This window comes from Corynebacterium antarcticum (assembly GCF_016595285.2).
Lineage (GTDB): Bacteria > Actinomycetota > Actinomycetes > Mycobacteriales > Mycobacteriaceae > Corynebacterium > Corynebacterium antarcticum.
In genome coordinates this window covers 155,807-169,218 of sequence record NZ_JAENIP020000001.1, presented here as the reverse complement: position 1 = coordinate 169,218, position 13,412 = coordinate 155,807, and the positions used below count along the sequence as shown (strand labels likewise).

Below are 13,412 nucleotides of genomic sequence, written 5' to 3'. Positions count from 1 at the left end.
AGCCCATCGCCCGCGGACGCGCCAACCCCTCCCGTCGATGTGAACCGGACCCTGTGGACCGGGAAAGCTCACATCGGGGAGGGGTGTCTCGTGTGAATACCCCTGCGTCAGATCTGCTTTCCTGGTGCCCCTCCGTCGGTTAGTGTTGTCCGCAAACCTTCCGACAGTGAGGAATCACATGAGATACAGAACCCATCGACTCTTCACCACGGGTGTGGCGGCGCTCGCCTCCGCGGTGCTCATCGCCACCGGTGTCCCGGCCGCCGGCGCGGCACCGGCATCAGCCGGACCTGTCGCGGAAGCACAGACGGACACCGCCAAGCGGTCCATCGCCCGGGAGATGACCCTCGAAGCCGGTCCCGTCGGCGGGCTCGAGAACAATGCGCGCAGATACCGCATCACCGCACACCTGACGTCCGCGGATCCCGGTACCGGGCACGGTATCGCCGGACAGGTCGTCACCTTCAACGTCAACGGTCCGGCTTCCGGGTACACGGTGGATGCGGTGACCGATGCCGGCGGATTCGCGACGATCCACCACGTCGTCGCCTTCACCGACGCCCAGGCCCTGGCGTCCGGAGTGCACGTCACAGCCACCGTTGACCACCACTACGAGGACAACGCCGTCTACGGACCCGCGGAGGCCGAGATCGTCGTGCCCCTCACCGGTGATCCGGTTGGATTCGGTTCGTCGGGTCCCGGATTCGGCTTCTTCTCCGATATACTCGCCAACTTCCACCGGATGTTCGGGAACTTCTTCGCCGGCCTCTTCGGAGCGAACCGGTGAACGCCGGGTTAGGCCGACGCGGTCAGGACAGGCGCGCACGATCAGTGCCGCGTGCCGGTACGGCTGTCGCGGCGGCCGTTCTTCTCGCCGTCACCTCCGGAACCGGGATCGCCGCGGCGGCCCCTCCGGTGCCGGTCGTCGGAGAGTGTGTCCCCGGTGCGGACGCCCTCTGTGATATGCCGCACCCGATCGACCCGATCTTCATGACGCGGTCACTGGAACTGTCTGTAGTCCCTGTCGGTCCATTCAGCTCGAAGATGCGGGCGACCGCGTCGGTGACCAATGAACCGAAGGCGCCCTTCTCTGCGGAGGGAGAGACCGTGATCTTCACGATCGACGGAACGACCTACCCCGCGGTGGTCGGGGCCGATGAAACGGCTTCGGTTGATTTCGATCCTCTGCCCGGCGGAGGACACGTCGTCGCCGACCTGCCGGTCGGCTATGAGAGCGACGGTCTGATCATCATGTCGGAGGCTCACTCTGAGGTGCCGTACACGGCTCCGGCCGTCGGCAGCGGCGGAGGGTTCCTCGGTTGGCTGCTGTCTCTGCTCCACGGATTCTTCGGCTTCTGAGATAACCTGCGGCCGTGGCCGCGGCCTCTGGAAACGCCCTTCGGAGACCCCGGCCCGATGGCCCGCCCACGATCGGACCTCGCACGACACCCCTCACCGGCCCCGGGACGACCGAGGGCCGGTGAGGGGTGTCCGGAGCAGATGTCAGGTGACCGACGGTTGCCGGAACCTGCCTCCGGTGACGGAGGCTCGCTCCGCCACATTCTCGCGCGGCCGCATTCTGCTGCGGTGGCCGTGCGTTTCGATGTTCGACGGCGGAGTCACGTAGCGATCGTGAGGATCGCGTCCGCGCCCGGGGATCCGGGACTCCCCGGCGGAGATCGGTCCCCCGGCCTTTCGTGCCCTTCTCCCGGGGTGCGTGGAGACCCGGCACCCCGACACGATCCGGTGACCGGTGCGACAGGTTTTCCGAGAAATTCTCCGAAATCCTCGACGGGTGTCCTCCGGGGCCCGAAGACCAGCTTTTCAGCTGAGTCGGTTTCACCAACCTCAATCCGTATGGACCCGGTTCCAACCGTGTCCCGGATCATGGACGTTGACCGGAATGGAAAGGATCCGGGTTTCAGATGTCCGAACCGGGTGTCCCGGTTGGCGGAGTCCCGGTTTCCGGTTGCTGATCGGCGACCAGATTCCGGAAACTCACCTAGGCTGGGAACAGACGAACGTTCCCACGTTGTCCACGGTCAGGACGTCCTCCCGCTCCGGGATCAGTATCCTCCTTTCGCCAAGGCCCATTCGACCGTCAGCAGATCCGACGAGCCGGGATAGCCCCGAGAGGAAAGAAAATGAACCTGACAATCGACAAGCGTGCGGCAACGGGGGTGATCGCTACCCTCGCTCTCACCCTCGGAACCCTGGTGTCACCGCTGGGAGACGTGGCCCGGGCGGTACCACCCGGAGAGATCGTGGGTTTTGACGTACGGGAAGATCTCGGCGCAGGCCCGTTCTTCACCGACGAGGTCCTCGCGACCGGTGGAGAGAACGGTTTCGACTGCTACCGGATTCCCTCCCTCGGTGTGTCGAAGGACGGCACCGTTCTCGCGTCCTGGGACGGGCGTCCGGGAACCTGCGGGGACGCCCCGCAACCCAACTCGATCGTCCTCCGTCGTTCGACCGACAACGGTGTGACATGGACACCACAGGAGGAACTCGCCGCGGGCGGGACGGAGGCTCCGGTCCACGGCTACTCGGATCCTTCTGTGCTCGTCGACTGGTACACCGGGGATGTCTTCAACTTCCACGTCAAGAGCTACGACGTGGGCATCCGGGAGTCGGCGCCGGGAACGGACCCGGACGACCGCAGAGTACTGCACGCCGCCTACGCGAAGAGCACGGACAACGGAGCAACCTGGGAAACCGGTACCGTGATCACCGACCAGATCACGGGCGACGCTCCCTGGCGGGGTCGTTTCGCGACCTCCGGAAACGGGATACAGCTCCAGTACGGTGAACATGCGGGACGCCTCGTACAGCCTGCGATGGTGGTCACCGACACCGGAGAGTTCCGGGCGGTGACGTGGTTGTCCGATGACCACGGAGAGAGTTGGTTCCCCGGACGGGCCTTCGGAACGGGGATGGACGAGAACAAGATCGTCGAGCTCTCGGACGGGACGCTCATGGACAACTCGCGCTCATCGGACAGGTCGGTACTGATATACGAAAGATCAGTTACAGCCACGACGGCGGGGAGACGTGGACGGAGCCGGTACCCGACCCCCGGTTGCCGGATCCACGGAACAACGCCTCACTGATCCGGCTCTTCCCGAACGCACCCGAGGGATCCGCTGAAGCGAAGGTCCTCCTGTTCAGTAACACGGCATCGACGTCCGGGCGTTCGAACGGCACGATCCGACTCAGTTGTGACGAAGGAGAGTCCTGGCCGGTCTCCCGACAATTCCGGGCGGACAACCTCCAGTACACCTCTATGGCAACGTTGCCGGATGGTTCGGTAGGACTGCTCTTCGAGGAGCACAATCACGGGAATTCGAACAACATTCACTTCTCCCGTTTCAACCTGCCGTGGCTCGGCGCCTCCTGCCTCGATGCGCAGGTGGAACCAGTGACCATCGAACCCGGACAGACCGTCACCGTCACCGCCGATGTAGTCAATCCGTTCGGTGGGGACATCGTGGACCGGCCGCTCCAGGTCACTCTGCCCGAAGGATGGTGTGCCGATTCGCCGTCCGTGAGTATCCCGGCGGGTGGTGGAACCCGGGTCTCCTTCGAGGTGTCGGCGCCCGAGACCGCTCGCAGCGGTCCCGTCGAAGGTCTGCTGCACGTCGATGACCCGGCGATGGTGACCAAGCGGGATGCCTTCCGCATCGAGGTGGTGAACGGCCATGTTCCCGGCCCCGGCGAGGTGTCGATTACCCCGAGTGTGACCAACGGTGGCGATTCATTCGGTGTCGGCGATCGGATCCGGTACAACTTCCACGTCGTCAATCCCACGTCGACTCCGGTCGGCATTCTGCCCAGCGGTGAACTCGAATCCTTCGATCCGACGACCACCTCAGGCAAGAACTGCCGGTGGAACACCTTCGCGGGAAATAATGAGGGTGACTGCCCGTTCGCCTTTCACACGGTGACCTCCGAGGACCTCGACCGGGGTTATTACGCGCCGACCGTGTCCTGGCGGATCGGCAGGCCCAATCACGTCGGTGATCCCTACACCACGATCACCCAGACTCTGCCCCGTGTCGAGTTCGGTGAACCGTCACCGCCGGCCGTCTCGGAGCTGTCCCTCGACCCCATCGGTCCGGTCAGATCCGGTGCGGAGACCATCGAGCTCACGGCTGATGTCGTGGTCGGGTCCGCCCGGAAAACACGGAATTGCCCCCGGGGTCGGAGGTCGTCCTCTATGTGGATGGCTCCCGGGTCGCGGTCGCTCCGGTCACCGGTGACGGTAGGACCGAGGTCCCCTTCACCCTCGAACCCGTCGCCCCCGGAGAACCTGAGAGCGTGCACAGCCTGCGCGCCCGACTGGTGCTGCCGCAGGGCAACGAATCACCTGTGCAGGTGGGGGCCGACGCCCGGGGCTCCGTGACCGTGCTTTCCGCCGATCGCGTCGTGGAGGAGAGGGTGCTCTCCCTGGGCGAGCTGTCCGACATCGTCTCAGACGGAACGACCCGTGAGGTGCCGTTGACGGCTCGGTTGACCGGACCGGGTGGAGCCGTTCCGGGAGCTGAGGTCCTCTTCACCGTCGATGGAGAGGTCGTCGGCACGGCGATCACCAATTCCGAGGGCCTGGCCGTCGTCGCCTACCCGCTGTCCCCGGTCGCTGAAGGCGGGCAACCTCGTACGGTGCTGGTCACCGCGTCAACGCAGGCCGTCACCGGCACGACTACCGAGTCTCCGGCGGTGTCCACCGAAACCACCTTCCGGGTGCTCCCGGCGCCCGGTCCCGGTCCCTCTCCGGAAGATGGGGCGGAACAGCTGGCGAGGGAGTACCCGCTGTTGGCGATCATCGCCTCCGTCGGTTCGGTTCTCGCGGCCATCGCACGCGCGGTGGGCCTGCTGGAGATCTTCCCCGGGTTGCGGGATCTGGGAGACATCCGCTGGTGGAACCGGTTGATGCACTAGCCGATACCGGTCTCCGTTGAGCTACCACGTGCGGTGACGTCGGAACCGTTGTCCACCAGCGGTTCCGACGTCACCCGACGCTGCGTCGTGACCAGCCGACATCGTGTGGGCGCGATCCTGTCGCCTCCCTCTGAGCGGCTGGCGCGCGGCGGTGTTCCACCGGTACCAGAATCAGCCGCCGAGGAGTGCCCGAAGGATCCGCAGGCGCATCGGGGGATCCGACGCCCGAAAGACCGCCATCATGCCCCTCGCCGTCGCCAACGGCGTCCCGGTAGCCAGGAATCCCCGCTGCGTCTCTGGGCTGAGGCTGAACAACGCGTCCATGAAAAGCGGGAACTCGTCGGCGTCGAGGTTGAGCAGGACCTTCTGCCCCAGGTCCTTGAGCATCCGGTCCAGTCGCATGCCGGGGCGGTGCCACGGCAGCGTACCCCGTCGGCCACCCTTCAGGAGGGGAGCGAGGGCGTCCAGCATCGGCTCCACCAGCTGCAGACTCGTCGCCAGGGAATAACCCGAGATCGGACTTATCAGGCCTGCGCGGGCTCCGAAAGCCACCGCACCGGCGCGACTGTCCGGTACCGACCGGGGGACTCCCACCGGGATCAGCACCCGCTCCTCACGGATGATGTCCGACCGTGGGGGCGCGAGCTCCCCCAGACGACGGCGTAGCGAGCTCTCCAGGTCCTGCCAGGGGACCGCCCGGTCGGCCACCAGGATCGTCTCCTCGTAGAGGATCCCGTCGCGCACGGGTACCTGGTAGAGAAACGTGGGATGGGGACCACAACCACCGTGTTGGCGCAGGTCCATCCACACAGCGGTGTCGCGGGTGAGCGGGGTGGCGACGACGATGCCGTACGCCTGCTGCACGGGTGGCTGCCCGCGGCGGGGGACCCCACGCGCATCGACGACCACCGGAGCGTGGCAGCGACGTGCACCGATGGTGACCGAGGTCGCACGGACCTCCGTGGCGTAGGCCCGGACGACCGGAAAGGTGGAGAGGCGGGTTCGGAGTTCATCGTTGTCCAGCACCAGATACCCACGGCCCGGACGGTGCCGTCTGAGGGAGCCGATCACCACGGGCTCGCTGGTCGACTGTGCCGGCGGGGGCTCCAGCCACCCGGGTACCTCGTCGCGGAAGATCCCGTAGGTGTTCGGCCAGTTCTCGCCCGGATCCACTCCGAGTACCCGCCAACCCCGGGCCTGCGCCCGGTGCGCGAGGGCGGTTCCGGCGGGGCCGAGGCCGACGACGATCATGTCGTGGGGCTCCGGCACCGGTGGAGGGGCGGCCCCTGATGTCGTTGAACTCACCCTCGCCGCCTCCCGCGGTTTCGACGGCCTCCGGGGAACGGGGTTTCCGGAGGCCCACTGATACACTGTCCGGCTGTGATTGTAACCAGTGATCTTGAAGTGCGTGTCGGTGCCCGGACGCTGCTCACCGCCCCCGGCCAGCAGCTCCGGGTACAGCCCGGGGACCGCATCGGTCTCGTCGGTCGGAACGGCGCGGGGAAGACCACCACCATGCGGATACTCGCCGGGGAAGCGGAACCCTACGCCGGTGCGGTGACCCGCTCGGGAACGGTCGGCTACCTCCCCCAGGACTCCCGCGAGGGCAACATCGAGGTCACCGCACGGGATCGGGTGCTCTCCGCCCGCGGTCTGGACAAGATCCAGTCCGCCATGGAACGCCAGCAGGAGATCATGGAGACCACGGCGGACGACAACCGCCGGGACACCGCGATCCGCAAGTATTCGCGCCTGGAGGAGCAGTACCACACTCTGGGCGGCTATGAGGCGGCCAGTGAGGCGGCGCGGATCTGTGACGCACTCGGACTACCGGCGCGGATCCTGGACCAGCAGCTGAAGACACTCTCCGGTGGCCAGCGTCGGCGCGTCGAACTGGCCCAGATCCTGTTCGCAGCGTCAGCGGGATCAGGAAAATCCGCGACGACACTTCTCCTGGACGAGCCGACGAACCACCTCGACGCCGACTCGATCACGTGGTTGCGGGAGTTCCTCAACCGACATGAGGGGGGACTCATCATGATCTCCCACGACGTGGAGCTGCTCGATGCCGTCTGCAACAAGGTCTGGTTCCTGGACGCCGTCCGGGGCGAGGCCGACGTCTACAACATGGGTTGGAAGAAGTACCTCGACGCCCGTGCCACCGATGAGGCGCGGCGGCGACGTGAGCGCTCCAACGCGGAGAAGAAGGCATCCGCGCTGAAGAAGCAGGCGGCGAAGCTCGGCGCGAAGGCGACTAAGGCCGCGGCGGCGAAGCAGATGCTCGCCCGCGCGGAGAAGATGATCGAGAACACCGACGAGATCCGCAGATCAGACAAGGTCGCGCACATCACGTTCCCGGAACCGGCCCCGTGCGGTAAAACCCCGCTCAATGCGACCGGACTGACGAAGATGTACGGATCACTGGAGGTATTCGCGGGTGTTGATCTGGCGATCGACAAGGGGTCCCGGGTCGTTGTCCTCGGTTTCAACGGTGCGGGCAAGACGACGCTGCTGAAGCTTCTGGCAGGCGTCGAGCGGACTGACGGGGAGGGGGGAATCGTGTCCGGTCACGGTCTGAAGATCGGGTACTTCGCCCAGGAGCACGACACCATCGATCCGGAGGCCACGGTGTGGGAGAACACCGTGCGGGCCTGTCCCGACGCCGGGGCGCAGGACCTGAGGGGACTACTCGGTGCCTTCATGTTCTCCGGTGACCAGCTCGAGCAACCGGCGGGTACCCTCTCCGGTGGTGAGAAGACCCGTCTGGCGCTTGCCGCGCTGGTGAGTTCGCGGGCGAACGTCCTGCTGCTGGACGAGCCGACCAACAACCTCGATCCCGTGTCGCGTGAACAGGTTCTCCAGGCTCTGGGGACCTACACCGGTGCGGTCGTCCTGGTCACCCACGACCCCGGTGCGGTGGAGGCCCTCGATCCGGAACGCGTCATCGTGCTTCCGGACGGCACCGAGGACCTGTGGAGTGACGAGTACATGGAGATCGTCGAACTGGCCTGACCCGTCGCAGCCGGTCCTCCGCGTGACGGTGGGCGAGAGCCGTGATCCGGTGCCATGCCGTCGGAGAGCCTACCCTGGAGAAGCATGGGGCCGTATGATGTGACCGGCCGGCGGTGGCGGCACTGGGCCGAGGAGCTCACCTATCCCGCTGAGCTGGTGCTCGGGACGCTGGATCTGCTCGGTGGACGGGAGACCACAGGGAAGCTGATCGACGGGGCGTGGCGGATCCTCGACGAGGAGATCGTCCTGGGGGAGGGGGTGGACTGCTTCCGGCGGGCGTCGGAGCGGCTCATGGACTGGCGTGCCCACCGCCACGCGGGCGTCCGGGTCGGTGCCTGGCGCACCGCGGTGCCCGGCGATGTGGTGCGGATACACTTCGCCGGGACCACCTCGCCCTGCCTCATCCTGCGTGCGGACAGGGGGCAGAGTGAGGCGCGACTCGTGTACGGGACGCTTCCTGGCCACGTGGAATGCGGCGAGGAGGCCTTCTCCGTCGTGATCGGGGACGACGGCATGGTCCGCGGAAGGATCGTGGCATTCTCGGTGCACGCGTGGTGGCCGGCGAAGGTCGGGGCACCGGTGGCGCGCACCGTCCAGACCCTCATCACGCGCCGGTACCTCGAGGGACTGATCCCGTAGGGATTCGGGAGGTCAGCCGGCGTATATCCGGGCGAAGTTCAGCAGGAGCCGGTTGTCGGTGGAAAGATCCTGTCCGGAGCAGGACTCCATGATGGAGTCGAATTCCTCCGGTTCGTAGTAGCCGGCCTCCCGGTACACCTCGAGCCGGTCACGGAAGGAATCGAGCTCCAGCTCAGGATGGAACTGCGTCACGAAGATGTGCCGCTTGATCCGGTACATCTGGACGGGACAGACATCGCCACGAACCAGGAGTGTCGCACCCGGGGGGAGGGCCCGGGTCGCTTCCTTGTGTCCGACGATGGTGGGGAACCGCGATGGCATCCCGTCGAGGATCGGATCCGCGAGCCCCTCCGTGGTCACGTCTACGAGGATGCAGCCCGGCTTCTCTCCGTAGTGCCGGTCGATGACCCCTCCGGCGACGCTACCGATGACACCGACGCCGAAACAGGCGCCGAACAGCGGGAAATCCCGTTCGATGCACTCCCGGATGACGGTGTTGAGGCAGGACTCGACCCGGACCTGATGGTCGGTCTTGTCGGGTTCGGTGGCATTGTAGGGACCGCCACCGACAATGATGCCCGAATAATCATCCAGGATGATCGGGCCCAGCGGTTCCCGGTCGACACGTTTCTGGATGAGAAACTCGGGCCGGAGTTCCATCATCGAGACGAACGATCGGTACTCGGCCTCTGCGGCATCATCCTCGGGTCGGGTGCTCAGCAGAAGGAACGGCTTTGTTATCTCGGTGACGGCCATACCGAGTGATACTACTGTCTCCTCACCGGAATATGGGAGTTATCACACCGGAAAACCAGGAATAATGATCAGACCGGTCTGATCAGAGGCTGGCGGGGGACTGCGTCCGCACACTGGCCTCCACCAGATCGAGTACCTGGTGCAGGCAGTCCGTGGGTTCTCCGCTGGCGAGATGGGTGATGAAGCCGTCCATCACCGTGACCAGGTAGGTGTGCAGGACCTCCACCGGAACATCCGTACGCATCCGTCCGGCATCGACACCCGCCTGGAGACGGGAACGGATGGCCTCGTCCAGGACGGCCTGATGTTCCACCCAGCGTGCCGAGAACACCCGGTCCGTGCGCAGGAGACGGGTGATCTCCAGACGCGTGGAGAGCCAGTCGTACCGGTCCTGATGGGCGAGCATGTCCCGCATGACCTCGACCAGCCCCTCCGCGGCGACGACATCCGCCATCCGGGCCGCGTCCTCCCGCGCCAGCGCCAGGAAGAGGTTCTCCTTGTCGGCGAAGTGGTGGAAGATGGCTCCCCGGGATTTTCCGGTGGCCTGTTCGAGACGCCTGACGGTCGCCCCGTCGTAGCCGAACTCCGCGAAGCAACGGCGGGCGCCTTCGAGGATCTCCCGGCGCCGGTGGGAGAGATCCGAGGAACTGACCTTGGGCATGACAGTTCTCCTTGGTTGTGGCGTTGTGATCCATCCCGCTGACCCTTGTCCGGTCGGGTTCGGGTACACGAGTGGATTGTACTGGCGTTTTAGACGCCGAGGGGGCTGCGGGACGCGGACGGTGGACACCGTCGCACATCACCGCAGCCCCCGTCGGTCAGATCGTGCCTCAACTCACCGCCCCGGACCGGCGGTCATGTGGACCGGGAATCCGGGTGGTGGACTGTCTCAGGCTGCGTCGCGGGCCATGTTCCGCAGCACGTACTGGAGGATACCGCCGTTGCGGAAGTAGGCCGCCTCACCGGGGGTGTCGACGCGGACCTTCGCGTCGAACACGATGTCCTCCCCGTCCTCCTTGTGTGCGGTGACCTTCACGGTCTGCGGGATCGAATCGTTGTTGAACTCCTCGATGCCTTCGATGTCGAAGACCTCCGTGCCGTCGAGACCGAGGGACTCGTGGGACTCACCCTCGGGGAACTGCAGAGGGATGACACCCATTCCGATGAGGTTCGAGCGGTGGATTCGCTCGAAGCTCTCGGTGATCACGGCGCGGACACCGAGAAGGTTGGTGCCCTTCGCGGCCCAGTCGCGGGAGGAACCCGTGCCGTACTCCTTGCCACCGAGAACGACCAGCGGGATTCCCTCCGTCTTGTAGTTCTGGCAGGCGTCGAAGATGAAGGCCTGGGGAGCGCCTTCCTGCGTGAAGTCCCGGGTGTAGCCGCCGGCCTGGTCGACCAGCTGGTTCTGCAGGCGGATGTTCGCGAAGGTGCCGCGCATCATCACCTCGTGGTTGCCGCGCCGCGAGCCCAGGGAGTTGTAGTCGTTGCGCTCGACACCGTTCTCGTCCAGGTACTGGGCCGCGGGGGTACCGGGCTTGATGGACGATGCGGGGGAGATGTGGTCGGTCGTGACCGAGTCGCCGAGCTTGCACAGCACCCGGGCGCCCTTGATGTCCCGGACCGGCTCCGGATCCATGGTCATACCGTCGAAGTACGGTGCCTTCCGGATGTAGGTGGAGGACTCGTCCCAGTCGAAGGTCTTGCCCTCGGGGGTGGGCAGATTCTGCCACTGCTCGTCACCCTTGAAGACGTCGGCGTAGTCGGCCTCGTACAGCTCGCGGGAGATGCACTCCTCGATGGTGGACTCGATCTCCTCGGTGGAGGGCCAGATGTCGGTCAGGAAGACGTCGTTTCCATCCTGGTCCTGGCCGAGCGGCTGCTTGTCGAAGTCGAAGTCCATCGTGCCGGCGATGGCGTAGGCGATGACCATGATCGGGGACGCGAGGTAGTTCATCTTCACGTCGGGGGAGATGCGGCCCTCGAAGTTACGGTTTCCGGAGAGAACCGCGGTTGCGGTCAGGTCGTACTTGTTGATCGCCGCGGAGACCTCCTCGGGCAGCGGGCCCGAGTTGCCGATGCAGGTGGTGCAACCGAAGCCGGCGAGGTAGAAGCCCATGGCCTCCAGGTCCTTCCACAGGTCGGCGCGCTTGTAGTAGCCGTCGACGACCTGGGAACCCGGGGCACAGATGGTCTTGACCCACGGCTTCGCCTTCAGTCCCTTGGCCGCGGCCTTGCGGGCGATGAGGCCGGCACCGATCATGACGGACGGGTTGGAGGTGTTGGTGCAGGAGGTGATGGACGCGATGGCGACCATGCCGTGGTCGAGGGTGTACTCGCCGCCGTTGGGCGAGGTCACGGTGACCGGACGTGACGCACGGCCTTCCGCACCGGTTGCGGCACTCTCGCCGTGGCCTTCACGCGAGGAGTTGTAGAGGTCATCGACATCCGCCTCGTCGAAATCGAGCTCGCCCTCGGAGTCCATGCGGACGGCGGGGCGGCTCTCATCCTCCTGGACCTCGTCGCTGCAGTAGTTGGGCAGATCCTTGCGGAACTGCTCCTTCGCCTCGGACAGAAGGATCCGGTCCTGGGGACGCTTCGGACCGGCGATGGAGGGGACGACGGTCGAGAGATCGAGCTCGAGGTACTCGGAGTACTCGGCCTCCGGGGTGTTCTCGTCCAGCCACATACCCTGGGCCTTGGCGTAGGCCTCGACGAGCGCGATCTGCTCCTCGGAGCGGCCGGTCAGTCGGAGGTACTTGGTGGTCTGCTCGTCGATGGGGAACATCGCGCAGGTGGAACCGAACTCGGGCGACATGTTGCCGATGGTCGCGCGGTTCGCCAGCGGGACCTCCTTGACGCCGGAGCCGTAGAACTCGACGAACTTCTGGACGACGCCGTGCTGGCGCAGCATCTCCGTGATCGTCAGCACGACGTCGGTGGCGGTGACGCCCGCGGGGATGGAGCCGGTCAGCTTGAAGCCGACGACGCGGGGAATGAGCATCGAGACCGGCTGGCCGAGCATCGCGGCCTCGGCCTCGATACCGCCGACGCCCCAGCCGAGAATGCCGAGACCGTTTTCCATGGTGGTGTGGGAGTCGGTGCCGATGCAGGTGTCCGGGTAGGCGACGCCCTGGTTGTCGAAGACGACACGGGCCAGGTTCTCGATGTTGACCTGGTGGACGATGCCGGTTCCCGGGGGCACGACACGGAAGTTGGAGAAGGCCTTGGAACCCCAACGGAGGAACTGGTAGCGCTCCTCGTTGCGCTCGTACTCGATCTTGACGTTCTTCTCGAGCGAATCGGAGTGTCCGAAGGCCTCGATGATGACGGAGTGGTCGATCACCATCTCGGCGGGGTTGAGCGGGTTCACGCCGTCGGGATCGCCGCCGAGAGTCTTGATGGCCTCGCGCATCGTGGCGAGGTCGACGACACAGGGAACACCGGTGAAGTCCTGCATCAGCACGCGTGCGGGGGTGAACTGGATCTCGATACTCGGCTCAGCGGAGGCGTCCCAGTTCGCGATCGCCTCGATGTGGTCGCGGGTGATGTTGGCGCCGTCCTCGGTGCGCAGAAGGTTCTCGCCGAGCACCTTCAGGGAGTAGGGCAGCTTCTCCATGCCGGACACGGCATCGAGGGCGTAGTACTCGTAGGACTTGTCGCCGACTTCGAGGGTGCTCTTGGCGTTGAAGGAGTTCTGGCTCTCAGTCACGTAAGCTCCGTTCCTAAATTATTTGGGTGAGTGGAGCGTCGGCTGGGTGGCTCTCCGGCTGGCGCCGACGCAGGTCAAAAGAGCGGTTCATCGTGGCCGCTGGCCGACATGAACGTCGTCTGCGGTAAAGTATAACAGTACGGGCGTTCTGTTCGACAATCGTGGCCCGCTCCGCTACCTTCCACCCCCGCAATCTATCATTTCGTTACCGAATGCCGTGGTGGCGCGTTTCTGACTGTTTCACTTGGTACCCCCAGGGCGGTGTGTGCGCCCCGCGTGCGGCGCCAAAACCGACGACCACCCCCGGCGCACCCGGGGTCGACCCGGTGTGTCGGCGTTTCCGACGGACGCGGGTGTC

11 protein-coding genes are annotated in these 13,412 nt (G+C 65.6%); 7 read left to right on the top strand and 4 right to left on the bottom strand.

Annotated features, from left to right (window positions below; translation table 11 throughout):
* Positions 1 to 178: 178 nt before the first annotated feature.
* The 5 genes from JIM95_RS00720 to JIM95_RS00700 all read left to right on the top strand — a co-directional run bounded on the left by JIM95_RS00720 (position 179) and on the right by JIM95_RS00700 (position 4,938).
* A complete protein-coding gene (locus tag JIM95_RS00720) occupies positions 179 to 787 on the top strand; it encodes a hypothetical protein (RefSeq protein WP_200257577.1) in 609 nt (202 codons plus the stop codon).
* A gap of 44 nt (positions 788 to 831) precedes the next feature.
* Complete coding sequence (locus JIM95_RS00715) at positions 832 to 1,359, top strand: hypothetical protein (protein ID WP_200257575.1); 528 nt, start codon at positions 832 to 834, stop codon at positions 1,357 to 1,359.
* 785 nt (positions 1,360 to 2,144) lie between these two features.
* Complete coding sequence (locus JIM95_RS00710; RefSeq protein ID WP_234034526.1) at positions 2,145 to 3,110, top strand: sialidase family protein; 966 nt, start codon at positions 2,145 to 2,147, stop codon at positions 3,108 to 3,110.
* Positions 3,111 to 3,283: 173 nt separating this feature from the next.
* Positions 3,284 to 4,402 (top strand): COG1470 family protein, encoded by a 1,119-nt coding sequence (locus JIM95_RS00705; protein ID WP_234034525.1) that lies wholly within the window; start codon positions 3,284 to 3,286, stop codon positions 4,400 to 4,402.
* A complete protein-coding gene (locus JIM95_RS00700) occupies positions 4,399 to 4,938 on the top strand; it encodes an Ig-like domain-containing protein (protein WP_234034524.1) in 540 nt (179 codons plus the stop codon). The genes JIM95_RS00705 and JIM95_RS00700 overlap by 4 nt, the downstream gene beginning before the upstream one ends.
* 171 nt (positions 4,939 to 5,109) lie before the next feature.
* Here the strand turns inward: JIM95_RS00700 and JIM95_RS00695 are convergent, their stop codons facing one another.
* The gene (locus JIM95_RS00695; RefSeq protein WP_200257571.1) at positions 5,110 to 6,243 is read right to left on the bottom strand and encodes a lycopene cyclase family protein; all 1,134 of its coding nucleotides are present in this window, start codon (positions 6,241 to 6,243) and stop codon (positions 5,110 to 5,112) included.
* Between the two features lie 75 nt (positions 6,244 to 6,318).
* Between JIM95_RS00695 and JIM95_RS00690 the strand changes: the two genes are divergently transcribed.
* Positions 6,319 to 7,950, top strand: a complete 1,632-nt coding sequence (locus tag JIM95_RS00690) for an ABC-F family ATP-binding cassette domain-containing protein (RefSeq protein ID WP_200257569.1) — start codon at positions 6,319 to 6,321, stop codon at positions 7,948 to 7,950.
* Positions 7,951 to 8,034: 84 nt separating this feature from the next.
* Positions 8,035 to 8,589: a DUF1990 domain-containing protein gene (locus JIM95_RS00685; protein WP_200257567.1), complete on the top strand. Its 555-nt coding sequence runs from the start codon at positions 8,035 to 8,037 to the stop codon at positions 8,587 to 8,589.
* A 12-nt stretch (positions 8,590 to 8,601) separates the two neighbouring features.
* Here JIM95_RS00685 and JIM95_RS00680 read toward each other — a convergent pair whose 3' ends face one another.
* From JIM95_RS00680 to can, 3 genes are all read right to left on the bottom strand, one after another.
* The gene (locus JIM95_RS00680) at positions 8,602 to 9,345 is read right to left on the bottom strand and encodes a glutamine amidotransferase (RefSeq protein WP_200257566.1); all 744 of its coding nucleotides are present in this window, start codon (positions 9,343 to 9,345) and stop codon (positions 8,602 to 8,604) included.
* A gap of 82 nt (positions 9,346 to 9,427) precedes the next feature.
* Entirely contained in the window at positions 9,428 to 10,006 is a 579-nt protein-coding gene (locus JIM95_RS00675; protein WP_200257564.1) for a TetR/AcrR family transcriptional regulator, read from the bottom strand.
* A 228-nt stretch (positions 10,007 to 10,234) separates the two neighbouring features.
* Positions 10,235 to 13,054 (bottom strand): aconitate hydratase AcnA, encoded by a 2,820-nt coding sequence (gene can, locus JIM95_RS00670; RefSeq protein ID WP_200257561.1) that lies wholly within the window; start codon positions 13,052 to 13,054, stop codon positions 10,235 to 10,237.
* Between the last annotated feature and the right edge of the window lie 358 nt (positions 13,055 to 13,412).

Bases quoted from the DNA above. Each gene is read 5' to 3' on its own strand.
- JIM95_RS00720 (WP_200257577.1), top strand. From the start codon at position 179: ATGAGATACAGAACCCATCGACTCTTCACCACGGGTGTGGCGGCGCTC.
- JIM95_RS00710 (WP_234034526.1), top strand. From the start codon at position 2,145: ATGAACCTGACAATCGACAAGCGTGCGGCAACGGGGGTGATCGCTACC.
- JIM95_RS00705 (WP_234034525.1), top strand. From the start codon at position 3,284: ATGGCAACGTTGCCGGATGGTTCGGTAGGACTGCTCTTCGAGGAGCAC.
- JIM95_RS00685 (WP_200257567.1), top strand. From the start codon at position 8,035: ATGGGGCCGTATGATGTGACCGGCCGGCGGTGGCGGCACTGGGCCGAG.
- JIM95_RS00680 (WP_200257566.1), bottom strand. From the start codon at position 9,345: ATGGCCGTCACCGAGATAACAAAGCCGTTCCTTCTGCTGAGCACCCGA.
- JIM95_RS00675 (WP_200257564.1), bottom strand. From the start codon at position 10,006: ATGCCCAAGGTCAGTTCCTCGGATCTCTCCCACCGGCGCCGGGAGATC.